Origin of the sequence: Mycobacterium sp. 48b (assembly GCF_048282725.1) — a bacterium.
Taxonomy (GTDB): Bacteria; Actinomycetota; Actinomycetes; order Mycobacteriales; family Mycobacteriaceae; genus Mycobacterium.
The window spans coordinates 2,022,375-2,045,537 of record NZ_JBLVUL010000001.1 but is presented as its reverse complement, the minus strand read 5'-3'; the positions used below and the strand labels follow the sequence as shown (position 1 = coordinate 2,045,537).

29 protein-coding genes and 1 tRNA gene are annotated in these 23,163 nt (G+C 66.6%); 17 read left to right on the top strand and 13 right to left on the bottom strand.

Features of this window, described 5'->3' with window-relative positions; all coding sequences use genetic code 11:
* Positions 1-237 precede the first annotated feature (237 nt).
* The 5 genes from ACNQR1_RS09780 to ACNQR1_RS09760 form a co-directional block, all read right to left on the bottom strand.
* Positions 238-310: transfer RNA gene (locus ACNQR1_RS09780), tRNA-Ala, on the bottom strand.
* 55 nt (positions 311-365) lie between these two features.
* Positions 366-1,568: a gephyrin-like molybdotransferase receptor GlpR gene (gene glpR / locus ACNQR1_RS09775; protein WP_418045603.1), complete on the bottom strand. Its 1,203-nt coding sequence runs from the start codon at positions 1,566-1,568 to the stop codon at positions 366-368.
* A gap of 240 nt (positions 1,569-1,808) precedes the next feature.
* A complete protein-coding gene (locus tag ACNQR1_RS09770; protein WP_418045601.1) occupies positions 1,809-2,462 on the bottom strand; it encodes a GNAT family N-acetyltransferase in 654 nt (217 codons plus the stop codon).
* A 46-nt stretch (positions 2,463-2,508) separates the two neighbouring features.
* Positions 2,509-3,747 (bottom strand): gephyrin-like molybdotransferase Glp, encoded by a 1,239-nt coding sequence (glp, locus tag ACNQR1_RS09765; protein ID WP_418045599.1) that lies wholly within the window; start codon positions 3,745-3,747, stop codon positions 2,509-2,511.
* Positions 3,748-3,792: 45 nt separating this feature from the next.
* Positions 3,793-4,722, bottom strand: a complete 930-nt coding sequence (locus ACNQR1_RS09760) for a UTP--glucose-1-phosphate uridylyltransferase (protein ID WP_418045597.1) — start codon at positions 4,720-4,722, stop codon at positions 3,793-3,795.
* A gap of 27 nt (positions 4,723-4,749) precedes the next feature.
* Here ACNQR1_RS09760 and ACNQR1_RS09755 point away from each other — a divergent pair, with 27 nt between their 5' ends.
* The 3 genes from ACNQR1_RS09755 to ACNQR1_RS09745 all read left to right on the top strand — a co-directional run bounded on the left by ACNQR1_RS09755 (position 4,750) and on the right by ACNQR1_RS09745 (position 8,205).
* Positions 4,750-5,349 carry a 5-formyltetrahydrofolate cyclo-ligase gene (locus ACNQR1_RS09755; RefSeq protein WP_418045595.1) on the top strand — a complete coding sequence of 200 codons (600 nt, stop codon included), beginning with the start codon at positions 4,750-4,752 and terminating at the stop codon, positions 5,347-5,349.
* Between the two features lie 139 nt (positions 5,350-5,488).
* Positions 5,489-7,321: an amino acid permease gene (locus ACNQR1_RS09750; protein WP_418045593.1), complete on the top strand. Its 1,833-nt coding sequence runs from the start codon at positions 5,489-5,491 to the stop codon at positions 7,319-7,321.
* Positions 7,318-8,205 carry a universal stress protein gene (locus ACNQR1_RS09745; protein WP_418045591.1) on the top strand — a complete coding sequence of 296 codons (888 nt, stop codon included), beginning with the start codon at positions 7,318-7,320 and terminating at the stop codon, positions 8,203-8,205. Before ACNQR1_RS09750 ends, ACNQR1_RS09745 begins: the two co-directional genes overlap by 4 nt.
* Here ACNQR1_RS09745 and ACNQR1_RS09740 read toward each other — a convergent pair.
* The gene (locus ACNQR1_RS09740; RefSeq protein ID WP_418045589.1) at positions 8,202-8,840 is read right to left on the bottom strand and encodes an HNH endonuclease family protein; all 639 of its coding nucleotides are present in this window, start codon (positions 8,838-8,840) and stop codon (positions 8,202-8,204) included. The genes ACNQR1_RS09745 and ACNQR1_RS09740 overlap by 4 nt on opposite strands.
* Positions 8,841-9,036: 196 nt before the next feature.
* On the opposite strand from ACNQR1_RS09740, the gene ACNQR1_RS09735 reads away from it, so the two are divergent.
* From ACNQR1_RS09735 to mscL, 3 genes are all read left to right on the top strand, one after another.
* Complete coding sequence (locus ACNQR1_RS09735; protein ID WP_418045587.1) at positions 9,037-9,369, top strand: FmdB family zinc ribbon protein; 333 nt, start codon at positions 9,037-9,039, stop codon at positions 9,367-9,369.
* A gap of 70 nt (positions 9,370-9,439) precedes the next feature.
* Complete coding sequence (locus tag ACNQR1_RS09730; RefSeq protein WP_418045585.1) at positions 9,440-10,099, top strand: SAF domain-containing protein; 660 nt, start codon at positions 9,440-9,442, stop codon at positions 10,097-10,099.
* 135 nt (positions 10,100-10,234) lie between these two features.
* Positions 10,235-10,699 (top strand): large-conductance mechanosensitive channel protein MscL, encoded by a 465-nt coding sequence (gene mscL / locus ACNQR1_RS09725; protein WP_418045583.1) that lies wholly within the window; start codon positions 10,235-10,237, stop codon positions 10,697-10,699.
* A 77-nt stretch (positions 10,700-10,776) separates the two neighbouring features.
* On the opposite strand, the gene ACNQR1_RS09720 is transcribed toward mscL, so the two are convergent.
* The 6 genes from ACNQR1_RS09720 to rpmF all read right to left on the bottom strand — a co-directional run bounded on the left by ACNQR1_RS09720 (position 10,777) and on the right by rpmF (position 16,791).
* Positions 10,777-11,412, bottom strand: a complete 636-nt coding sequence (locus ACNQR1_RS09720; RefSeq protein ID WP_418045581.1) for an MspA family porin — start codon at positions 11,410-11,412, stop codon at positions 10,777-10,779.
* A 692-nt stretch (positions 11,413-12,104) separates the two neighbouring features.
* Positions 12,105-12,599 carry a MogA/MoaB family molybdenum cofactor biosynthesis protein gene (locus tag ACNQR1_RS09715; RefSeq protein WP_003885700.1) on the bottom strand — a complete coding sequence of 165 codons (495 nt, stop codon included), beginning with the start codon at positions 12,597-12,599 and terminating at the stop codon, positions 12,105-12,107.
* Between the two features lie 80 nt (positions 12,600-12,679).
* On the bottom strand, positions 12,680-14,077 hold the full coding sequence (locus ACNQR1_RS09710; RefSeq protein ID WP_418045579.1) for a S1C family serine protease: 1,398 nt from the start codon (positions 14,075-14,077) through the stop codon (positions 12,680-12,682).
* Between the two features lie 203 nt (positions 14,078-14,280).
* Positions 14,281-15,744 carry a HAMP domain-containing sensor histidine kinase gene (locus tag ACNQR1_RS09705; protein ID WP_418050328.1) on the bottom strand — a complete coding sequence of 488 codons (1,464 nt, stop codon included), beginning with the start codon at positions 15,742-15,744 and terminating at the stop codon, positions 14,281-14,283.
* A 40-nt stretch (positions 15,745-15,784) separates the two neighbouring features.
* The gene (locus tag ACNQR1_RS09700; protein WP_418045578.1) at positions 15,785-16,471 is read right to left on the bottom strand and encodes a response regulator transcription factor; all 687 of its coding nucleotides are present in this window, start codon (positions 16,469-16,471) and stop codon (positions 15,785-15,787) included.
* Between the two features lie 146 nt (positions 16,472-16,617).
* On the bottom strand, positions 16,618-16,791 hold the full coding sequence (gene rpmF, locus ACNQR1_RS09695; protein WP_044521728.1) for a 50S ribosomal protein L32: 174 nt from the start codon (positions 16,789-16,791) through the stop codon (positions 16,618-16,620).
* A 206-nt stretch (positions 16,792-16,997) separates the two neighbouring features.
* Here rpmF and ACNQR1_RS09690 point away from each other — a divergent pair, with 206 nt between their 5' ends.
* Complete coding sequence (locus ACNQR1_RS09690) at positions 16,998-17,909, top strand: hypothetical protein (protein WP_418050327.1); 912 nt, start codon at positions 16,998-17,000, stop codon at positions 17,907-17,909.
* 65 nt (positions 17,910-17,974) lie between these two features.
* Here ACNQR1_RS09690 and ACNQR1_RS09685 read toward each other — a convergent pair whose 3' ends face one another.
* Positions 17,975-18,271, bottom strand: coding sequence for a helix-turn-helix domain-containing protein (locus ACNQR1_RS09685; RefSeq protein ID WP_418045577.1), 297 nt, complete (start codon positions 18,269-18,271; stop codon positions 17,975-17,977).
* A gap of 141 nt (positions 18,272-18,412) precedes the next feature.
* On the opposite strand from ACNQR1_RS09685, the gene ACNQR1_RS09680 reads away from it, so the two are divergent.
* The 10 genes from ACNQR1_RS09680 to ACNQR1_RS09635 all read left to right on the top strand — a co-directional run bounded on the left by ACNQR1_RS09680 (position 18,413) and on the right by ACNQR1_RS09635 (position 23,154).
* Positions 18,413-18,580, top strand: coding sequence for a MerR family transcriptional regulator (locus ACNQR1_RS09680; RefSeq protein WP_418045576.1), 168 nt, complete (start codon positions 18,413-18,415; stop codon positions 18,578-18,580).
* Positions 18,580-19,437 (top strand): phage antirepressor KilAC domain-containing protein, encoded by an 858-nt coding sequence (locus tag ACNQR1_RS09675; RefSeq protein ID WP_418045575.1) that lies wholly within the window; start codon positions 18,580-18,582, stop codon positions 19,435-19,437. The genes ACNQR1_RS09680 and ACNQR1_RS09675 overlap by 1 nt, the downstream gene beginning before the upstream one ends.
* Entirely contained in the window at positions 19,434-19,601 is a 168-nt protein-coding gene (locus ACNQR1_RS09670) for a hypothetical protein (protein ID WP_418045574.1), read from the top strand. The genes ACNQR1_RS09675 and ACNQR1_RS09670 overlap by 4 nt, the downstream gene beginning before the upstream one ends.
* A complete protein-coding gene (locus ACNQR1_RS09665) occupies positions 19,598-20,044 on the top strand; it encodes a hypothetical protein (protein ID WP_418045573.1) in 447 nt (148 codons plus the stop codon). Before ACNQR1_RS09670 ends, ACNQR1_RS09665 begins: the two co-directional genes overlap by 4 nt.
* A 75-nt stretch (positions 20,045-20,119) precedes the next feature.
* On the top strand, positions 20,120-20,524 hold the full coding sequence (locus ACNQR1_RS09660) for a hypothetical protein (RefSeq protein ID WP_418050326.1): 405 nt from the start codon (positions 20,120-20,122) through the stop codon (positions 20,522-20,524).
* Positions 20,521-21,099: an exonuclease domain-containing protein gene (locus ACNQR1_RS09655; protein WP_418045572.1), complete on the top strand. Its 579-nt coding sequence runs from the start codon at positions 20,521-20,523 to the stop codon at positions 21,097-21,099. Before ACNQR1_RS09660 ends, ACNQR1_RS09655 begins: the two co-directional genes overlap by 4 nt.
* Positions 21,096-21,332 (top strand): hypothetical protein, encoded by a 237-nt coding sequence (locus tag ACNQR1_RS09650; RefSeq protein WP_418045571.1) that lies wholly within the window; start codon positions 21,096-21,098, stop codon positions 21,330-21,332. The genes ACNQR1_RS09655 and ACNQR1_RS09650 overlap by 4 nt, the downstream gene beginning before the upstream one ends.
* Positions 21,333-21,432: 100 nt before the next feature.
* Positions 21,433-21,780, top strand: a complete 348-nt coding sequence (locus tag ACNQR1_RS09645) for a hypothetical protein (protein WP_418045570.1) — start codon at positions 21,433-21,435, stop codon at positions 21,778-21,780.
* Complete coding sequence (locus tag ACNQR1_RS09640) at positions 21,777-22,850, top strand: PD-(D/E)XK nuclease-like domain-containing protein (RefSeq protein WP_418045569.1); 1,074 nt, start codon at positions 21,777-21,779, stop codon at positions 22,848-22,850. The genes ACNQR1_RS09645 and ACNQR1_RS09640 overlap by 4 nt, the downstream gene beginning before the upstream one ends.
* Positions 22,843-23,154 (top strand): hypothetical protein, encoded by a 312-nt coding sequence (locus tag ACNQR1_RS09635; RefSeq protein WP_418045568.1) that lies wholly within the window; start codon positions 22,843-22,845, stop codon positions 23,152-23,154. The genes ACNQR1_RS09640 and ACNQR1_RS09635 overlap by 8 nt, the downstream gene beginning before the upstream one ends.
* Positions 23,155-23,163 lie beyond the last annotated feature (9 nt).

The window sequence follows — 23,163 nt, the reverse complement described above, 5'->3', positions numbered from 1 at the left end:
TGCGTCGGACCTCAATGGACGTATTTAACCGAAGCGTATGACCATAGCTCCCACGTCGTCAATCAATTCCACGTATCACCTGGACTGTGCTGCATCCCCGAACTCAGGTCATACGCTCTTCCGGAATACGTCCGTTGGTGGCTGCAGCAGTCGCCATAGGGAGCCATCGCCAGCGGTCCGTACCGGCGCTCAGATAACAGAAATGGCAGATCAGTTGCCTGACCTGCCATTTGAGAGTGGAGCTAAGGGGAATCGAACCCCTGACCTTCTCGATGCGAACGAGACGCGCTACCAACTGCGCTATAGCCCCTGATACCGGAACGAAAGGCTACCAGCCGTCGGCCCGGAACCGGAAACCGGCCGGCCTACTGCCCGGAAGCCCGCGGTAGATCGTATTCGCGGGACATCGAGCCGTACGAGGCATACGCCAGGTGCTCGAAGATGGGATCCTCGTCGTCGATGTCCAGGACGACCGCACCGGGCCTGCGCAGCCGCGCGGGGACGACGTCGAGCTTGTGGTCGTCGGTGTTCTCCACGCCCAGCCGCGACCGTGCCATCCGTTGTGCACGACGACGCCGCAGCTGCTCCTCGATCCGCGTCTGACGACGCAGGTAGGCCAGGTACAGCACGGTCAATGTTCCTGCCCCGCCACACACCCACCAGGCCGACGGCGTCACCAGCAAGGCAGCACCCGCCGAGAACAGCAGCGTGGCGGCCAGCATCGCGAGCACGCGCTTGCGGAACCGGAACTTGCGGGCACTGATCTCCGCGGCCTTCTTGGACTCGAACCGGCGCTGCCGGGTCGCGCTCAAGGATGCGACGGGCGCGTCGGCCGCTTCCTCGTCCGCAGGCTCGTCCTCGGCCTCGGGTTCCAGGCCCGACGTGTCGGCGACGTACTCGTACTCGTCGTCGGCGAGATCCTCCGGATCCTCGTCCCCCGCAGGCTCCTCGGTCTCCTCGGTCTCCTCGAGATCGACTGGGATCCGCTCGGTTTGGGCCTCGGCCTCGGCGGACTCGAACTCCTCGACGGGCTCCTCGACGACAGCGACCGGCTCGGGCTCCGCTTCAGCGACGGGTTCGGGTTCGGCCTCAGCTTCGGGCTCGGTCTCGAACTCCAGCTCGAGCTCGGGTTCTGCCACGTCCTCGGACTCCGCAGCGGCCCCGGCGGCTTCGGCCATCGCACCGACCGGCAGCGCGCCGGAATCCTCGTCGACGATGTCGACGTCGAGGTAGTCGGGTTCGGGGCTCTCGACGCTCACGGCGGCCACCACGACGGTGCGCTGCACGGTGACCCGCACCTCGGCGGGCGCCTCGTCCTCGAGGTCTTCGTCGAGTTCCTCGTCGAGGTGGTCGGCGGTGGGCTGCCAGTCTGGATCGCTGTGATGCCCGGCGGCGGGGCCGCGTCGTAACCGTTGTGCGTTCCGGCCGCTGTTGAGCACTCGTGTCGCCAGGGCGACGTCGCTGGTACGACGCACCGAGTCGCGCTTGCTGATCAACATCGGAACCAACACGAAAAGCCAGAGAACGACTAGGGAAATCCACAGTAGTGACTGGGGGATGCTTGGCATGACGCCTGCTCCTTTCCCCTTCAGGCTAGGTCTGTGACCAGCGCATCCATGGATGGCGCGCCGACACAATTACACACCTGTAATTCGATCGATACAAGCACCAACAGTCACATGTGTCACATTGGTAACAGCTGGGGAGACCGGTTTCGCTGAGATTGCTTCCAGGGCTGTGGATCCGGCGAAATCACGACCGCAGGCGCGGTTTCGACGCGGCGCGCCGCATCCCGGATCCGCGCCGATTCAGCACCAACTGGCCCGGCCGGCCGAAACCAGGGCCTGGCTCGCCGAATGTTTGAGCTCTTCCAGCGTGACGGCGACCAGGAGGTGGTCCCGCCAGGCGCCGTCCACCTCGAGATAGCGGCGCAGCAGCCCCTCCTCGCGGAAGCCGACCCGCGCCAGCACGGCCCGGCTCGCGACGTTCTCCGGGCGCACCGTGGCCTCGACCCGGTGCAGTTGCACCCCGTTGAAGCAGTGGTCCAGGCCCAGTGCCAGCGCCCCGGTCGCCACCCCGCCGCCGGTCTTGTCGCTGGCCACCCAGTAGCCGATCCACGCCGATCGCAAGGCGCCGTGGGTGACATTGCCGATCGTGAGCTGGCCGGCGAACTGCCCGTCGAGCTCGATCACGTAGGGCAGCATCCGCCCGCGCCGGGCCTCGCTGCGCAGGCCCGAGCAGATCGCAGGCCACGACGAAACGGCATGGCGGACACGCCAATCCACGCCGCTCACCGGCTCCCACGGCTCCAGGTGGGCCTGGTCGGCCAACCGGATGCGGCTCCACACCGCGGCATCACGCAGCCGCACCGGACGTAGCCGCACCACACCGGCCCGCACCCGCAACGGTCCGATCGGACCGGGCCAACCCGGGTGAAAAGCGTTGGACCGGAACAGGCTCATCCGGGCAGTCGATTCGTCGCACCGTCATTCATCGAATGAAGTCTTATCAGCCGCGCTGGGCCAGGAATGCGACATCCACGGTTTCGCCGGTCCGAACCTCGTCGACCTCGCTCGGAATCACCACGAGACAGTTCGCCTCGGCCAGCGTGGCCAGCAGGTGGGTGGACGCTCCCGGCGCCCCGCCCAGGGCCTGCACCAGGTATTCGCCGGTGTCCTGATCGCGCATCAACTGCCCGCGCAGATATCCCGTGCGGCCGGCCACCGAGCTGATCGGCGCCAGCGTGCGGGCCTGGACCACGCGACGCATCGGCTGGCGCTTCCCCAGCGAGAGCCGGATGAGCGGGCGGACCATCACCTCGAACACCACCAGCGCGCTCACCGGGTTGGCCGGCAGCAGGAACACGGGTACGCGGTCGCGGCCGAGCTGACCGAAGCCCTGCACCGATCCGGGGTGCATGGCGATCCGGGCCACCTCCATCTCGCCGAGTTCGGCGAGCACGGTGCGCACCGATTCGGCGGCGGCTCCGCCCACGGCGCCTGCGATCACCACGATCTCGTTGCGATTGACTTGGCCCTCAACGGTTTCCCGCAGCTCCCGTGCGTCGGTGCTGATGATGCCGACGCGGTTGACCTCGGCACCGGCATCCCGGCCCGCCGCGGCCAGCGCATAGGAGTTCACGTCGTACACCTGCCCGGTGCCCGGGCTGCGGGATACGTCGACGAGCTCGCCGCCCACGCACATCACGGACAGCCTCGGCCTCGGGTGCACCAGCACCCGGTCCCGCCCGACGGCGGCCAGCAGTCCCACCTGGGCCGGGCCGATGATGGTGCCGGCGCGCACCGCGACGTCGCCGGGTTGCACGTCGTCACCGGTGCGCCGGACATAGGCGCCCGAACGCACACTGCGCAGGATCCGGACCCGGCTCTCGCCGCCGTCGGTCCACCGCAACGGCAGCACGGCGTCGGCCAGCGTCGGCATCGGCGCTCCGGTCTGCACCCGGGCGGCCTGCCGGGGCTGCAACCGGCTCGGGGTACGCGCCCCGGCTTCGATCGAGCCCATCACCGGCAGGCTGATCTCGCCTGCGCCGTCACCCACGGACAGCACGTCGACACTGCGCACCGCATAGCCGTCGATGGCGGCCTGATCGAATCCCGGCATCGGCCGTTCTGTGACGACCTCTTCGGCACACATCAGGCCCTGTGACTCGGCGATGGCCACTCGCACCGGTCGGGGGGCCACTGCGGCAGCGGCTACCCGAGCCTGCTGTTCCTCCACCGAACGCACAACACGCCTTCCTATCTACGGGCCGACGTGCGGGCCAGCTTGTTGCTAGCCCTCCTGTCCGGTCAGACCCAATCGTTCGACCAACCACCGCCGCAAGTCGGGGCCGTAGTCGTCACGTTCCAACGCAAAGTCAACCGCAGCCTTCAGGTAGCCGCCGGGATTTCCCAGGTCGTGTCGGGCTCCGCGGTGCACAACCACGTGTACCGGGTGGCCCTCGTCGATCAGCAGCGCGATGGCGTCAGTCAACTGGATCTCCCCGCCCACCCCGCGCGAAACGCGACGCAGCGCATCGAAGATCGCCCGGTCCAGAAGGTAGCGGCCTGCGGCCGCATACGGGGACGGCGCATCGTCGGGCTTGGGCTTTTCCACCATGCCCTTGACCCGCAGCACGTTCGGGTTGGCGGCGTCGGGCACGGTCTCGACGTCGAAGACGCCGTATGCGCTGATCTCGTCACCGGGCACCTCGATGGCGCACAACACGGAACCGCCGCGCTTGGCCCGCACCTTGGACATGGTCTCCAGCACGCCGGTCGGCAGCACCAGGTCATCGGGCAGCAGGACGGCGATCGCGTCCTCGTCGGGGGCCAGCGCGGCCTCGACGCAGCTGACGGCATGCCCGAGGCCCAGCGGCTCGGCCTGCACCACGGACTCGACCTTGATCAGCGCGGGCGCGCGCCGGACCTTTTCCAGCATCGTCTTCTTGCCGCGCGCCTCGAGCGTGCCCTCCAGCACCAGGTCCTCGACGAAGTGCGCGACGACGCCGTCTTTGCCCTCGGAGGTGATGATGATCAGTCGCTCGGCGCCGGCCTCGGCCGCCTCGGCCGCCACCAGCTCGATGCCCGGGGTGTCGACCACCGGCAGCAATTCCTTGGGGACCGTCTTGGTGGCCGGAAGGAATCGCGTACCCAGACCGGCCGCCGGGACCACGGCCGTGTAGGGAATCGGCACCTCAGGCGCCTTGTGAGACGTGCTCATCGTTCACACACTAACGTCCGTTCTGAAATGGTGGAGGGCGTGACCCCGCCGACGAAGACCGAGTTGCGAACCGGCGTTCTCCGTGCAAGACGGGCCTTACCTGCCGATTGCCGCGACCGTGAGGCGCAGGCGCTTTGCCGCTGGCTGCCCACTCTGGTGCGCAGCGGGCAAACAGTGTGCGCCTATGTTCCGGTGGGCTCGGAACCGGGATCGCAGGCCCTGTTGGACGGCTTGTCGGAACTCGGTGTGCGCGTGCTGCTTCCGGTCGCCCGCAACGACGAGGACGGCCGGGCATTGCCGATGCAGTGGGGCACGTACGAGCCCGGCACGTTGGTGGCCGCCGAGTTCGGCCTGCGCGAGCCCGCACCGCCGTGGTTGCCCGCCGGACGGATCGCCGATGCCGCGGTGGTCCTCGTGCCGGCGCTGGCCGTCGACCGCCACGGCAACCGGCTGGGCCGGGGCGCCGGGTTCTATGACCGGACCCTGATCTACGCCGCACCCGATGCGCGCCTGGTCGCGGTGGTACGTGACGACGAGCTGGTGGACGAGCTCCCCGCCGATCCCCACGACGTGCGAATGACGCATGCACTCACGCCGTCGGGCGGAATCGTGACGTTGCCGCGCTGAGCTGGTCCAGAATCGTCAGGTGTCCGAGTTTCCTACAGTTTCGGCCCGATTTCGGCTCCGTCGACACGTCACCGGGCATAGCGTTCACTTCTGGCCGCTTGTGACCTGAGTCACATATCACGGAGGAGTCGGTACGCACATGGGTGAAACACCCGCACTCAAAAAGGCGCTCAGTCAACGACAACTGCGGATGATCGCGATCGGCGGAGTCATCGGCGCCGGACTGTTCGTCGGCTCAGGCGTGGTGATCGGCAAGACCGGCCCGGGAGTCTTCATCACCTACGCCCTGGCCGGAGTGCTCATCATCATGGTGATGCGGATGCTGGCCGAGATGGCCGTCGCCAATCCGTCGACCGGATCGTTCGCCGACTACGCGCGCAACGCGATGGGCAACTGGGCGGGCTTCTCGGTCGGCTGGCTGTATTGGTACTTCTGGGTGATCGTGGTCGGCTTCGAAGCCATCGCAGGCGCCAAGATCATTCAGTACTGGATAGACGTACCGATCTGGCTGACGGCCCTGATCCTGTTGATCGCGATGACGGCGACCAACCTGTTCTCGGTGTCGTCGTTCGGCGAGTTCGAGTACTGGTTCGCCGGGATCAAGGTGGCCGCGATCCTGGCGTTCATCGGTCTGGGTTCGCTGTATGTCATCGGACTGTGGCCGCACAAGGACATGGATTTCTCGAACCTGTGGGCCAACGGCGGATTCTTCCCGCTCGGCGCCATGGCGGTCACGGTCGGTGTGGTGACGGTGATCTTCTCGATGGTCGGCGCCGAGATCGCCACCATCGCGGCCGCCGAGTCGGCCGATCCGGAGCGCGCCGTGGCCAGGGCCGCGAACTCCGTGATCCTGCGTATCGCGGTGTTCTTCGTCGGCTCGGCGTTCCTGCTCGTCACGATCCTGCCGTGGAACAGCGAGCAGGTCGCCGCGTCGCCGTTCGTGTCGGCCTTCACCGAGATCGGCATCCCCTACGCCGACCACATCATGAATGCCGTGGTGCTGACGGCGGTGCTGAGCTGTCTGAACTCGGGCATGTACACCGCGTCGCGGATGCTGTTCGTGCTGGCCGCCCGCCGCGAGGCGCCACCGCAGCTGGTTTCGGTGACCAGACGCGGGGTGCCCGCCGCCGCGATCCTGGCGTCGTCGGTGATCGGCTTCCTCGGGGTGATCGCCTCGGCATTCTCGCCGGACTTCATCTTCAAGTTCCTGCTGGATTCCAGCGGCGCGGTGATCCTGTTCGTCTACCTGTTGATCGCGATCTCGCAGATCGTGCTGCGGTACCGGACGTCGGCCGACAAGCTCAAGGTGAAGATGTGGCTGTTCCCGGTCTTGTCGATCCTCACCGCGGGCTGCATCTTCGCGATCCTGGTGCAGATGTTCGTGCAGGGCGGCGACAACCGCAAAGCGCTGACCATGAGCTTGTTGTCGTGGGCCGTGGTGATCGTGCTGTTCCTGGCCAACCGCTGGTTCATCGGGCACCGGCCCGAGGTGGCCGGGGTGGCCCCGACCCCCGGCGCCGCGCCTCCGCACCGGGTGTTGGTGCTGGCCAACGAGACCGTGGAGTCCAATGAACTGCTCGACGAGCTCCGGCGCATCGGCGCCGACCGCGACGCCGTCTATCACGTCGTGGTGCCCGCCAGCCCGATCGACACCGGCGTGGCCGCCACCCACGGTCCTCTCGACATCTCGGAAGCCACCACGCGCGCGGCCCAACGCCGTCTCGATCAGACCCTGAGCACGCTGCGATCCGAGCAGTTGCAGGCTGACGGCGAGCTGGGTGACTACCGTCCGCTGCGGGCCCTTGCCCATGCCGTCGAGACGTTCCGGCCCGACCAGATCGTGATTTCGACGCTGCCGCCGGAGGATTCGGTGTGGCACCGGTTCGACGTCGTCGACCGGGCCCGCGCCGACCATCAGATCCCGGTGACCCACGTGGTGTCGCGGGTGCGCACCCAGGAGCACGCGTCGTGACCATCCTGGCCGCATTCAGCGCGAGCCGGCACAGCAGCGCACCGCTGAATCTGGCCATCCAGCTCGCCCGCACCACCGGTGAGCAGGTGATCGCCGCGGCGGTGGTGGAGCGGTCCTGGCCACCACGCGACGACCCGGTCGAGGGCGAGTATCTGGCGTACGTCCGCGCGCAGGCCACGCAGGCGTTGCAACGCGCCGTCGCAGTGCTGCCCATCGACCTCGACGTCACCCCCGTGGTACACGAATCCACCTCGATACCAACCGGTTTGATCGAGCTTGCGGAAGCCCATCGAGCGACCGTGGTGTCTGTCGGCTCGTCCTCTTCGGGGATGATCGGCCGGGTCACGCTGGGCAGCGTCACCGAGCGCCTGGTGCACACCGCCCGGGTTCCGGTGGCGTTCGCCCCGCGCGGGTACGCCCAGACCGATGCCGCCATCCGCCGCCTCACCGCGGCCTACGGCGGAGAGGCCGACGTCAACGGGCTCATTCCGGCGACCGCCGAACTGGCCGCGGATTGGAAGGCCAAGCTGCGCATCGTGTCGTTCACCGTCCGCAACACCGCGGCGTTCGCCGGCACCATCGAAACCTCGGCCGAGGAGTTGGTGGTTCAGCAGTGGTCACGACGGACCATTGCCGAGATCACCAGGCAGCTCAACACCATTCGTGACCAGATGACGGTTCCTGACGTCGACGTGGTCGTCGGCGCAGGCCACGACTGGAACGCCGCCGTGCAGAGCATCGGGTGGGATCCCGGGGACATGCTGGTGCTCGGCTCGGGTGCGGCGGCCCCGACTGCGCAGGTGTTCCTCGGCTCGGCCGCGGGCAAGATACTGCGCCACTCACCGGTGCCGGTGATGATCGTGCCGCGTTACCAGCCGGGCTAGCAGTTGTTCAGCACCGCCGCCATGGCGTGCTTCTCTTTGGCCGACACCCACAGCTGGTAGGCGGCTTTCACCTCTACCTGGCGGGCCACGAACGCGCAGCGGAAGGCGGCATCGGGCGGCAGCCAGCTGGCCGCGTCGCGAAATGCCTTGTCGAAGTTGGGTTGCGCGGCAACCGCGATCAGGTTTCGCGGATCGTTCGCGAAGTCCTTGCGCCGCTGCGGGTCCCAGGCCCGCGCCCCCTTGTACCAGGCGTCCGACAACGACACCAGGTGGTCGATCTGCACCGCACCGGAGGTCTCGGGCCCACGGGTGAAGGCGATGTCGACGCCGGTGTAGGGGTCGTGCAGGACACCGGTGGCGGCGTAGCAGGTTCCGGGGCGGACAGTCAGCTGGGCCAGGTCGCGGCGCAGGATGTCGTCGCGAGTGTTGCAGCCGTTGTGCCCGAATTCGACGTTGACGTCGTCGCTCCACGCCTCGCCGAAGCGGTACCGGGCGTAGTCGGCGTCACGGTCCCAGCCCTTGACCGGCAGCCCCGACAACAGCGTGCGGGCGTGGTCGTAGCCGGCGCGTGCGCGGCATCGGCTGCCGCGCCTGACCGGTGCTCGGCGGCGGAACTGCAGGCGGGGCCGCCGCATCCTCGGGCCGGGCCTCTCGCATTCGGGCCACCACGAGCACGGCCAATACCGCCACGATTACCGCCACCACGAGCAGTACCGCTAACCTTCCGGTGCGCCGGCGCCGGCGGCCCGCGGGAATGACATGGCCCACGTAGCGGTTCTAGCACTTGAGCCGGTAGAGTGCTAACAAGTTTGACCAACTCGGAGGGTTTTCGTGCCTACCTATTCGTACGCGTGCACTGAGTGCGGCAATCGGTTCGATGCGGTGCAGGCCTTCAGCGACGATGCGCTGACCACCTGCCCCAAGTGCTCCGGAAAGCTGCGCAAGCTCTTTGGCTCCGTCGGAGTGGTGTTCAAGGGCAGCGGTTTCTACCGCACCGACAACCGCGAATCGGGCAAGAGCTCGTCCAACGGCTCGTCGGCCAAGAGCTCGGAGAGCAGCTCGTCGAGCACGTCCTCGGAGTCGTCGTCGAGTTCTTCTTCGTCGAGTGCTGCGTCTTCGACGTCCAGCAGCTCCAGCACCCCCGCCGCGGCCGCCTCGAGCTAGCCCCAGGGGTTATCCACAGGACGGCGAAGACGCCGTTCTCACCAGGCCGTCGCGCGCCTACCGTGGCGCCATGGCCGATTCACTCAACCCGCCCGCCTGGCGTCGGTTGACTGCTGCCCGGCCCGATTGGACCCGCACGGTGGCCGCCCGCCGCGTCGCCGCGGCCGGGTTGGTGGTGCTGGCGGCAATCGCGGCCCTACGCTCCGATCCGCACGGCGATTACACCGAGATCGCGGTCGCCGTCCACGACCTGTCCCCCGGCGTCGCGTTGACCGCCGCTGACGTGCGACTGGAACGCCGCAGCACGGCCACCCTGCCCGACGGCGCCCAGCGTGACGTGGGTCCCGTGATCGGGGCGACACTGACCGCACCCGCCCGCCGTGGCGAGGTCCTCACCGACGTCCGACTGCTCGGGTCGAGGCTGGCGGAATCGGCGGCAGGCCCGGATGCCCGGATCGTGCCGCTGAAACTGAGCGACACGGCGCTGCTCGACCTGATCCGCCCCGGTGACGTCGTCGATGTGCTGACGGTGAATGCCGATCAGGACGGCGAACAACCGGCCCGGCCGCTCGTGGTGGCCTCGGAGGCGGTGGTGGTACTTGTCTCGGAGAAGCCCCGCGGGGCCGGAGTGGGCACCGACCGTGTCGCGCTGGTGGCTCTTCCCGCCAGGTCGGCGAACGAGGTAGCGGCCACGAGCCTGGTGCAGGCAGTCACGCTGACGATCCACTGACACTGAATAACAGTGCCGGACAGCATAATTCGTTCTTTACGAAGATGTTGACCGACAATCCCCCAGCCATTCGACCAACTCGGTTACTGTTTGCTTGTCGCATTGAAAACACCACACTGCAGGAAGGGTCCCCGCATGTTGAAGGGCTTCAAAGAGTTTCTGTCTCGCGGCAACGTCATCGATCTTGCGGTTGCTGTGGTCATCGGCGCCGCCTTCACCGGCTTGGTCACCGCCTTCACCGAAAAGGTGGTCCAGCCACTGATCGATCGGATCGGCGCAGGCCCGGGCAAGGAGTACGGCATCCTCAAGATCTCGCTGGGCGGCGATCCTGAGACGTTCATCGACTTCAACGCCGTCCTGTCCGCCGCCATCAACTTCATCCTGGTGGCCGCGGTGATCTACTTCGTCATCGTCCTGCCGTACAAGAAGCTGCGCGAGCGCGGCGAGGTCGAACAGGCCCAGGACACCGAGCTCAGCCTGCTCACCGAGATCCGCGATCTGCTGGCCTCCAACGGTGACACCGGCAAGCACGTGACCGGCCCCGGCACCGGCCCCAGCCCTGACACCGCCAAGTACACGAGCGCCGACCGCGACAAGTAGGCGGCCCCGCACACGAAAACGGCCCCTGGATTTCTCCAGGGGCCGTTTTTGAGGCCTAGAACGTGACGTTCATGTGCTCAGTTCATATTCCAGGGCTCGCCGTAGGTGGTGACACTGTCACCGGTCGAGGCGATCAACCGGGCGAACGGACGCAGCAGCACACCACCGGCCGCACCGGTCACGGTGCCGTGCGCGTTGGACACCGCCACACCGCCGGCCGGACCCTTGACGTCCACCGAGAAGGTCGCCACTTCCTGGATACCCGGGCCGTTGCCCAGGTCCGCGCTGATCGACACACCCGGGAACAGGTTCGGGGTGATGACCGACTCCAGGCCGAAGGGCGGGCCGGTGATGTCACCATCGTCGATCAGGATGTTCGGGGTGGTGTAGGAGAAGTTGATACCCACACCGAGTGACCAGGGGAAGCCGATCTGGTAGCCCAGCTCCAGCGTGCCCTCGAAGTCGTCGGCACCCGGGCCCGCCACCACGTACTTGGCCCGGCCCGAATGGAACCACTCACGGGTCAACCGGTTGCGGTCCAGGGGGAACACACCGTTGAGGAAGGTGTCCCACTGCTGAACGGTCAGGGTCCGGTCCTGACCATCAACCAGGCTCAGTTCATTGTCCAGACCCGCATGTGAAGTGCCCGTGCTCGTAAAAAGCGCCGCGATGGCTGCAACCATCGCGACCAGCACCCGACTGAATGCCTTCATGTTCTCCCTAGCTATATCGCCGGTGGCCCCAGGGGCCAGCCGTTTGTGGTCGACGTCCCGGCCCCCGCAGACCGTACCGCCGCGCAAGACCTACATGTGATGCGGATTAGAAACCCCACACGTTGCTCTTACGTAATGCTCATCGTTGACACGAGGAACATAACGGCAGCCCATCGGGGCGGCAACGCAAGCACATATCTCCGGCGGTGCATACGGTCAATCGATCAAAATTTGCTGGAAACTGGCTGAGAGGTCGCGCACTACGTCGTGACCCTGCGATTTGGCCCACCCGGCAATGCTGTGATGCCGTTCGCCTCGATAACGATCTGAGGTCCAGAACACAGGGTTGACCACAGGTTTCCCGCCCCTCACAAGCCGCTCACCTTCTCAGTGATGATGAGGCGGAATGTTGTTCCTCAACCACCGGTCTCGGTCGGCATCGTCCTCCGGCGAAGCGCTGTCACGTTCGTCAGGAGCGATATCCGGGATCGCCTCACCGAAAATCTTGTTAACTGCGTGCGGGGACATTTTGTTCGCTTCAGGCATCGTCAATTCCCTTTGTGATGAAGATCACATCTCATCGTAGGTGACGCTGCAACAACCGTTAACCTGCTCTTAACCAGCACCATCACTCTGCCTAACATTCGCCTGGAAAAAGAAACGGCGGCCGGTGGCCGCCGTTTCGTTCTTGTTCAGATTTCCAAACTTGATAGCTGGCCTATCACTTGAGCGGCCAGTGGCCCGAGAGTCGCCATGCCGTCGCGAACGGCAGCACGCGACCCGGCGATGTTCACCACCAGCGTGCTGCCCGAGACACCGCACAGGCCGCGGGACAACCCCGCATCGACGATGCCGGCCGACAGTCCCGATGCCCGCAGCGCCTCTGCGATGCCCAGCAGCTCCCGGTCGAGGATGTCGAGGGTGGCCTCCGGCGTCACGTCGCGCGGTGTCACCCCCGTCCCGCCGACCGACACCACCAGATCGACGCCGCCGATCACCGCGGTGTTCAACGCGTTGCGGATCTCGACCTCGTCGGCGGCCACGACCACGACACCGTCGACGACGAACCCGGCCTCACCCAACAATTCCGTGACCAACGGACCGCTGTGGTCTTCCTCGCCGTGTGCAGTGCGATCGTCCACGACGACGACGAGCGCCCGCCCCACCAACTCCCCTGGCTGTTCCATGCCTGCAACCGTATATCCGGCGGCAGACAACGGTGTAGCCAGACGGAGTGTGGCGATCCCGCCGGGTCCGATCACGGTGCTCACTGGTCGGCCCTTCCCAGAGTGACCTCGAGGGTCTGTGGCTTGCCGCCCGGGTCCAGGAAGGTCAGCGTGACCTTGTCGCCGGGGGCCTTGGACCGCACCGCGGCCACGAGCGCGTCGGCGCTGCCGATCACCCGGTCATCGACCTTGGTGACCACCACACCGCTGGGCAGACCGGCCGCTGCGGCTGCTCCGCCGTTGGTGACCTCGACGATCTTGGCGCCGTCGCTGGTCTTGTCGTTGGCCACCTGCACGCCCAGCGAGGCATGCGAGGCCGTGCCGTTCTGGATCAGCTCGTCGGCGATGCGCTTGGCCTGATCCACCGGGATCGCGAAGCCCAGCCCGATCGAGCCGCTCTGCGCCTGCGGTGAATCTCCGCCCATGGTGGCGATGGCCGAGTTGATCCCGACCAGTTCACCGTTCATGTTGACCAGCGCGCCACCTGAGTTGCCCGGGTTGATCGCGGCGTCGGTCTGGATCGCGTCGAGCACGGTGTTCTGGTTGCGAGTGTCACCGCCCGCCGCGACCGGACGGTTCAGCGCGCTGATGATGCCGGTGGTGACGGTGCCTTCCAGGCCCAGCGGCGAGCCGATGGCCACCACGTCCTGGCCCACCCGCAGGTTGGCCGACGAGCCGATCGTGATCGGGGTCAATCCCGAGACGTCCTGTGCCCGCACGACCGCGATGTCACTGCTGGGGTCGGTACCGACCACGGTGAATGCCTTGGTGGTCCCGTCGGAGAACGTCACCTTGGTCTGGGCGCCCGCCGGTGCCGGTGCGCTCCCCGGTGCAGTTACGGGCGCGGGCTCACCCGGCTTGGCCGCCTGCACGACGTGGTTGTTGGTCAGGATGAGGCCGTCGGCGGTGAGGATGATGCCGGAGCCCTCCTCGGACGCGCGGCCCAGATCGGTCTCCAGCTTGACCACACTCGGCACCACCTTGGCCGCCACCTGCTCCACAGAGCCGGGGGGCAGGGCGGCCGCGGGCACGGTCGGCGCGGCACCGAGGCCCTGCGTGCCCAGGCGCGGGTGGTCGTCGTGCACCAGCGTGGCCACGCCGCCGCCGATGCCCGCCGACACCACGGCCACCGCGAGCGCACCGGCGACCAGGCCGGACCTGGAGCGCTTCTTGGCCGGGACGGGCTGCGGGCCGGCCGGAATCCGGTACGGGTCGAACGGCGCGCGGTACGCCTGCTGCTGCGGCTGGTGCTGCTGGGTCTGCGGCTGGTGCTGCTGGGTCTGGTGCGTCTGGGTCTGGTGCGTCTGCGGCTGTTGACGCGCGTAGCGCCAGTCATAGGGCTGTTGCTGGTAAGGATCAGGACGCGCACCGGCGTATCCGGGGGCAGCGCCGCCGGGATGCTGCTCCGGCTGCTGGGGGTACCTCGGGTGGTTCGTCATTGTGCTGCGTGCTCTTCTCTTGTAAACGGTCTGCCGGCCAGTGACGCCGGCCCGGTCCGACCCGTGTGTCCAACCCTCGTGTCTGTCAGTGCGTCCACTTCGTCAAACGAACTCGCCGCCACTCAGGTTGCCGAGATGGACTGAGAATCCACTTAGAGATTCCTGGTCCATCCGTGACTGGTCCCCCGACCGATTCAACTGTCTCATCTTTTGTCCGCGCCAACAGTGTGCCCACCGCCGACCCGGGGCAACTGTGTCGCATCGCCATTGGGGATCAGCTGGCCCGGCAGCACCATGTGGAAGGACGCCCCCGGCGGGGTGCCACCCGGCACGGTTTCGTCAATCCGCAGTGCGCCACCGTGTTTGAGCACCACCTGCTGGACGATAGCCAACCCGAGGCCGGATCCCGGCATCGCCCTGGCGGCATCCGAGCGGTAGAAGCGCTCGAACACCAGCGCGCGTTCCTGCGGCGGGATGCCGGGCCCGTGATCGGAGACCACGAGTTCGGCGTGCGTCGGATCGACCTGATGCAACCGGACGCCGACCCGTCCGCCGGCCGGACTCCATTTGGCGGCGTTGTCCAACAGATTGAGCACGGCCCGGCCGAGCCCGGGTGCATCGCCGAACACCTGCCAGCCGATGACGTCGACATCGAATTCGATGTCGTTGCGCCGCCGCCGGACCCGCTCCAAGCTGCGGTCGACGACCTCGGACATGTCGACCGCCTCCGGGGTGATGCCACCGGCATCGTCGCGGGTCAGGTCGACGAGGTCACCGACCAGCGTGGAGAGCTCCTCGATCTGGGCGATCACATCCTGCTGCAGTCCGTCCATCTCGTCCCTGGGCAGCGGCGGCGCCCCGGGCGCCTGCGAGGCCATCAGCAGTTCCACGTTGGTCCGCAACGAGGTCAACGGCGTTCTCAGCTCGTGCCCGGCGTCGGAGACCAGCCGGGACTGCCGTTCCCTCGATTCGGCCAGGGCCCGCAGCATCATGTTGAACGCCTCGGTGAGCCGGGCCAGCTCGTCGCTGCCGACCACCGGGATCGGCCGCAAGTCGTCGGTACGGGCCACCCGCTCGGCGGCCTCGGTGAGTCTGCCCACCGGTCTGAGCCCCGCTCTGGCCACCGCACCACCGGCCATGGCGGCCACCGCCACCCCGACGCCGCCGACGATGAGCAGCACGGTGCCCAGCCGTCTCAGCACTTGGACAGTGGGCGCCAGGCTCTTGGAGATCAGCAGGGAGCTGCCGTTGGCCAGATGCACCGCGAGCACCCGCTGATGGTTGGCCGTGCGCAGGGACATCAGCAGCTCGCCGGAGATGACGTCCTTCTCCGGCTTGCCCAGCGGCAGCATCTGGCCCTGCTGGTTCGCCGTGTAGATGGACCGGCCCGGGATCACCAGCATCGCGTTTACGTCCGAGTAGGCGGTGCCCTCGATCGCCTTGCCGGGGTCGGCGGCCAGCGAACCGCTCTCGATGAGCAGCCGGGCGCGGCTGTGCAGCTGGTTGTCCAGGTCGTCGTAGAGCGCGCGTGAGACCACGGCGTAGACGGCGACCGCCATCAGGACGACGACCATGGCCACCATCGACATCGCGAGCATCATTACGCGCCAGCGCAATGACAGTGAGCTGGTGTTCCGTAGGACGGCGGCGGGCCGCCCAATGTACATGGGGGTGGTGCGACCGTCGTTGTCGTTGAGCGCCATCAAATCAGGGGGGTGTTTCGCGCAGCACGTAACCGACGCCACGCACGGTGTGGATCAGCCGGGGCTCGCCTTCGGCCTCGGTCTTACGGCGTAGGTAACCGATGTACACCTCAAGGGCATTGCCCGAGGTCGGGAAATCGAATCCCCACACCTCTTCGAGGATGCGGCTACGGGTCAGCACCCGCCGCGGATTGGCGATGAGCATTTCCAGCAGCGAGAACTCGGTGCGGGTGAGGCTGATCTGGCGCTGGCCGCGGGTCACCTCGCGGGTCACCGGGTCCAGGGTCAGGTCGGAGAACGTCATCTTCTGCGAATCGGTGCCGTCGTCGTTGACCGTCCGGCGCAGCAACGCGCGCATCCGCGCCAGCAGCTCCTCGAGCGCGAACGGCTTGGGCAGGTAATCGTCAGCGCCGGCGTCCAACCCGGCGACCCGCTCGGAGACCGAGTCGCGGGCGGTCAGCACCAGGATCGGCAGATCGTCGCCGGTGCTGCGGAGCTGCCGGCACACCTCCAGGCCATCGAGCCGCGGCATCATCACGTCCAGAACCACAGCGTCAGGCCGGTCACTGGCAATGGCTTCGAGGGCCTCGACCCCATCCTGGGCGAGCTCGACCGAATAACCATTGAAGGAAAGCGACCGGCGCAGGGATTCGCGCACAGCGCGATCGTCGTCAACGACAAGTATGCGCACAGGCACAGTTTCAACCCGCTGTCTGAGAGTGGGCTGAGAGGCGCGCCGCAAATTCGCCGAGCGTTTTCACGGGGCCGCGACAACCCTGAGCACGACAAAAAGCGCTATCACGAGTGATAGCGCTTTTTGAGAAAGTGTTTGCGGTTCTAGCGCTTGTCGAGGTCGACCAGGCCGAGACGGGCGGCCTTGAGCAGACGGCGCGGCACCTTGTGCTGCTGACCGGCGACACTGACGCCGACGAGACCGGTGGCCTCGGCCTTCCACTGCGCGCGCCGGCTACGGGTGTTCGCGCGCGACATTCTGCGCTTGGGCACAGCCATGACGTGCATCTCCTTGCTTTGGGTTGTTGCCGCGCGAATCGCAGCGGCAGACGACTGTCCTACAGAGTAACGGTTGACCTGCGCAGGCTCCAAAACGTGGGATGGACCTGGCCGACCCGGCCGTAGCCTCGTGGCCGCCTCGTCGTCGTCTCGTGGCCGCCGAGATTGCACCGAGGTACAAAACCCCGGCCATTTGTGTCCCTGGAATCAATCTCGACGCCATGTCGGTGCCTCGTGCCAGCATTCCGCTCGTGGGCGGGGTGTTGATCGGCAGCGAAGCGTTGGCCAAAGGGGTCGTCACGCGCAACGACCTGAGGTATCACTGCCAACGAATCTTCCCGGACATATATGTACGCGGCGAAGCCACGCTTCGTGACCGAACTATCGGCGCCTGGCTCTGGTCGGGACGTCGGGCAGTGATCGCGGGGGCCGCCGCGTCAGCACTACACGGAGCCGCCTACGTCAATGCCGATATCCCGATCGAGCTCATCTGGCGCAACGGCAGGCCACCGCACGGATTGATCGTGCGCAACGAGACCTACGCCGATGACGAGATCACACGTGTGGCCGGCCTACCGGTGACGACACCGGCACGTACCGTGTTCGATCTGGGCCGTCACCTCCCTCGCGACGAGGCGGTCGCACGGATCGACGCGCTGGCCTGGACCCTGCAGGTCCGTGTCGACGATGTCGTCCCGCTGATCGATCGCTATCCGGGGGCCCGCGGAAGCCGGGCGCTGAGAATCGCACTGCCGCTGGTCGACGCGGGCGCCGATTCCCCGCGGGAAACCTGGCTGCGCCTGCAGTTAACCGACGCCGGAATGCCTCCCGAGCAGACCCAGATCACGGTGATTCACGACCGCCGCCGCATCGCGATCATCGATATGGGCTGGGAAAAGTACGGCGTCGGAGTCAACTACGACGGAATCTTTCACCAGTCTGACCGCAGGCGTTATGTGCAGGACCAGAAGACCATGCGCAAGCTGGAAGCCCTGGGCTGGATCGTCATTCGGGTGATCGCCGAGGACGACATCGTCGACGTGCTCACTCGTGTCGAACGAGCATTGCGCAGCCGTGGTTGGCACCCAAGTTGCACGCAGGGACAAAACGCGGCCTGATTCTGTCCCTCAGTGCAATCTGGAGGTGGGCCCGACACCCCTTGACGTGGTACCGACGGTACCCGCTAACCTACCGATTTGTTTTGGTCAGACCGGGTTCCGCCGTCGTCGGGTGGCGTTGATTGCCCCACTCCGGTCATCAGCCAGACGAAGTTGCATCCGCTGCGGTCGGAGATCTGCCGGCAGACGCCTTCGTAGTCGCGTGGCTTGCGGTTTTCCAGTTCCCACTCGCGCCATGACTGGGCTTTCACTCCGCACGCGAGGGCGGCCTCTTTGAGGTTCCAGCCCATCTGGTGACGGACCAGGACGAGGCGCGCAGCGAAGTCGCTGGTGCTCGGAATCCAATCCCTGAGTGTGCTCATAGCGGTAAGTCTGCACAAGTCGTGCATTGCGCGCAATACGTACAAGATCACATTTCTCTGGGTGCCATGGCCGGATAGCCAACACAAACACCCGTTAAGTCGTGCTTGACACGTATTACACGTGTGTGGCACGGTATCGACATGCCACAAGTCGTGTTACTCACGACTACCGAGGTCGCAGAACGATTCCGCGTAGACGCCTCCGTAGTCCGCCGCTGGGTCGCCAACGGCAAGCTCAAGCCCACCATCACCACGCCCGGCGGCCACTACCGCTTCGACGAGGCGTCGCTCGCGGAGTTCACCTCCTGATGTCCGCCGGCATCCCCGACCCGGGCGGCGTCTCGGGCACCTTCGCCGCGCTGGAGCGCACCAGCCCGATCGTGGAGACCGAGAGCGGCGTGCCCGTCACGACGTCGATTCGGATCGCCAACGGCACGCAGGTTCAGCACAAGAACGTCCTGGAGCTGGTGCGCAACAACCTGAAGGACTTCAGCGAGTTTGGGGTTGTCGCGTTTGAAACGCGGAAACTCGATGGCCCTGGTCGTCCCGAGCTGTACGCAGTGCTCAACGAGGAACACGCGACGCTGCTGCTGACCTACATGCGGAACAGCGACGTCGTCCGCGACTTCAAGAAGCGGCTCGTGCGCGCGTTCCACGATCTGCGGCAAGCCCGGTACGACGAGCTCCGCAAGTGGGCTGCCGAGCGCCAGCCGGCCACGCCCGCCATTCCGCAGACCTACGCCGAGGCGCTGCGGCTGGCCGCCGACGAGCACGAGGCCCGCGAGCTGGCCGAGGCCCGGGTCGCCGAGCTGGAGCCATCGGCCGAAGCGTGGGACACGCTGCAGGAGATCGGCGCCGACTACGAGGTGGGCGACGCGGCGAAGATTCTCAGCCGGGATCCGCAGATCAATATCGGTCGGAATCGGCTGTTCGAGTTCATGCGTGACCGGGGCTGGATCTACCGGGGCCGGCACAACGCGTGGAAGGCGTACCAGGGCCCGGTCGACGCTGGCCGGTTGGTGCAGCGCCCGGGTGCCCAGTACTTCTGCAAGAAGTACGACGAGTACCGGACCGGTGACCCGACGATCCTGGTGACGCCGAAGGGTCTGGCTGAGCTTCGGCGTCTGCTCGGTGGTGGCCAGCTCGAACTGGTGGCCGCATCGTGAGCGCCCGCCGTTACACCCAGGCCCAGATTGAGCGGGCATTCGCGGAGGCCGAAGCGTCGGCCGACAAGAACGGTGTCCTGGCTCGCAATCGGGACGCCTACGTGCTGGGTTTCCTTTCGTCTCGGTTCAACGTCACCATCGGCCGATTCGCGGTGTCCTCATGAGCGCGCTGGGTGAGACGGTCGGCAACTTCCGGTCGTTGGGTGCTGCTGCGGCTCGCCTGGTCGCGGACCTGTTGGACGGGCCCGAGCCGTGCGTCCACGACCTCTCCGAAGACGTCGAGTGGAGCCGCGGCTGGGATCGCGGCTGGAGGTCGGCCGAAGAGGCTTACGGCGTCGGCCCGTGCCAGAAGGAAGGGACGCGGCGTGCTGAGGGGACGCAGCACGCGCAAACCCCGGGGGAGGTGAGCGACGGCCAATCCCCCGATCCGTCGCCCTCCCCCGGGGACCTCGACCTTCCCGATTCCGCGCTGTACGACTACCTCGCCGACCTAGTCGATCGGCATTCCCGCCGCTATCTCGGCGATTCCTATACCGATTCGGTGGTCGCCATTGTGCGCGATCGCAGTGCGCAGTCCGCGGCGCTCGAATCCATCGACACCCCGTAAGTAAGTGGCCCCCGCGCCGCTTGCCTCGGCGGGGGGCCTTCACCCACCAAAAGGAGGTCAATCCCAGTGAGCAACATGATTCTACGACTCAGGCACCGCACGGTGCACAAGCGGACGGTCCGGCGGTTCCTGGCCGGGATGTCCGTGGGCGTCGTGCTGGCCACCGGCGTCCTACACGCGGCCGTGCCGGCCAAGGCCGCGCCCGGTGTGGGCTGCGAAACGATCCGCTGGGGTTTCCTCGGTACGCAGCGGCGCACCGTGTGCGACACCCCGCGCCGCCCGGACGGTTCGTGGACCCGGGCGCGTGAGGTGTGGGTGCCCGCGGGTTGGGTGCCCGGGTATTGCTCGCGCTACTCGTGCACGTCGGGCTACTACAACGCGGGCGGCACCGTGGCCTACGAGGAGTACCCGGTCACCGACGAGACGGTCCTGCCGGATGAACCGGGCTGGCTGCCAACAGGATCGGTGGTCATCCGATGAGCAAGCAGCGTCAACTCATCGTCGTGGACCTGGAAACCACTGGGCTCAACACGGCCACCTGCTGGCCGCTGGAGGTCGCAGCGATCAACACCGCAACCGGTCAGGAGATCCGGTTCAACCCGTTCGTCACGCGAAGTGCGCTCGGGGAAGCCGACTTTCAAGCCATGCAGGTGAACCGGTACTACGAGCGCGGCTCATGGGAAGACATGCTCGCCAGCCCGTCGGAGAACCATGCCGCGTATCAGGAACTCGAAAAGATGCTGACCGGCAACACCCTCGGCGGCTCCAATCCTCGGTTCGATGCTGCGGTCTTGGCCCGGCTCATGGGCGAGGTGTGGCACCACCGGCTGGCCGACCTTTCTGCCTACGCAGCGCCGGCAATGGGCCTCAGTCCCGACGAGCTCCCTGGGCTGGCCAAGGTCTGCGAACACTTCGGCATCACGAACCACGACGAGCACTCAGCCTACGGCGATGCGACGGCCACGGCGTCGTGCTTTCGGGTCGCTCGGGAGTGGTATCTCGACCGCGGCAGCAAGGCGGCTGTCGTTCCGATTGACCAGGTGGTGACGCGATGAATCACCTGCTCCGTTGCCCTGCGTGTGGTCCGTTCGGGATCCGTGGCCGGGCGCGTAACCGGCGAGCCGCGGACACCGCGCTGGTCCGGTTCTGGGCGCAGATGGTCGCCGAGGTTCGCGCCGAACGCCGCCAGCCGCGTGTCACGTTCTACGACAACCGGTTCCGTCGGATCGGCAGGCCGATGACATTCGACCAGCTCGCCGACGCCGGCATAGAGGTGGTGCCCGCGTGATCCGCGAAACCGTCATCCCGATCGCCTGGCTGATCATCGCCCTGTTGATCCCCGCCGTGCCCATCGCTCTGCAACTGGTCGGTGCCTGATGGGCCGGCGCATGACACTCGACGACGAGAACCGCATCGTCGAACTCACCAAGCAGGACCAATCAGCCGCCCTCATCGCCGAAATCATCGGCACCACAAAGCGAACCGTCCAACGGGTCCGTTCCCGCCGTCACGCCACCGTCAGCCAGCGCCGATACCCGCACCAGCTGACCGCCGAGCAGATCAGCACCGCGGAACAGCTACTCGACGACGGCGCCTCCTACGCAGAGGTCGGCCGCACGATCGGCATCGACCCACAGTCCGTCCAGTTGCGGTGGCCGAATCGCGGCTGGACACCGCAGATGCGCGGCCAGCACTCAGCATTCATCCGCAACATGCGGAAGAGAGGCATCGCATGACCGTCCCGAAGCGCCCGGAGAAGTGCCAGAACTGCGGCTTCTCGACGCGGCACTCGCACCAAAAGCGCGGCGAGGTACCGAAATTCGTGACGTGCTGCAACGCGTGGATGTGCGCATACTGCCGCGAGCTGCGTGGCTGCGTCGACCCGGCCAGCCCGCAGACCGCCGAAATGCGCAGCCGTCACGCCCTGGCCGCCGTCGTCCCGGTCAACGATGGTCTGTATCCGCGGATCCCCGACACCGTGTACCACGGCGACCCGCACAGCCTGTCCTCGTCCGGGGCCCGGTTGCTGTTGGCCAAGACGCCGGCCGAGTTCCTGCAGGAACGCATCGAGCCGCCGAAACCGAAGAAGCACTACGACGAAGGGCACGCCGCCCACTACGTGGTGCTCGGCGAGGGCACCCAGCTCAAGGTGCTCGATCCGGCGGTGCACGGGCTCAAGGCGGATGGGAAACCGGCCGACAAGCCGAGCGCGACGGCGAAGTGGAAAGCCGCTGAGGCTGCCGCCCGCGACGAGGGCAAGACCGTCATCACCAAGGCGCAGATGGACAACGTTCAGCGCATGGCGGGCAAGGTGTTTCAGAACCCGTACGCGGCGAAGCTGCTCGGTAAGGGTGATGCCGAGGTGTCCGCGTACTGGCACGACGACGCCACCGGGGTGCGGTTGCGGGCCCGGTTCGACTATCTGCCCGAGCGCAAGGGCCGGCAGATCATCGTCGACTACAAGACCGCGATCTCCGCAGCGCCGGCCGAGTTCGAGAAGGCCATCGTCAACTACGGCTACAACCAGCAGGCCGCCTGGTACATCGACGCGGCGATCGAGCACGGGTTCGACGATCCGGCGTTCATCTTCATCGTGCAGATGAAGGCCGCGCCGTGGCTGGTGTCGCTGCACCAGATCGAACCGGAGTGGATCGAGCTGGGCCGCAAGAAGAATCGCGAGGCCATCGACCTTTACGCCCAGTGTGTCGCGACGGACACGTGGCCGGGTCACAGCGATGAGATCCATACCGCGCAGATGCCGTACTGGCTGCGCCGCCAGATCGAAACGGAGACGGAAAATGCCTGACCTGTCACGCAACCCTGACGACTACGCCGACCCCGACGCGTATGCGCATGCCCAGGCGCTGAACGCCAAACACAGCGGCGACGCCGACATTTTCGCGATCGGTAACGACGACAGCCTTGATCGCAGCGGAACGGAATATGCGATCGAGCCAGCGCCGGGGTGGTGCTCCGAAGGTGTCACGGATGACATTGCGACCGCGATCGAAAACATCGTCGCGTATCGGGACGGTGCCCGCCTTATCACCCGCACCGTCACGTATGGCCCTTGGCGATATGTGACACCCGAAGAAATCGAAGCGCTGTAACCACCCACC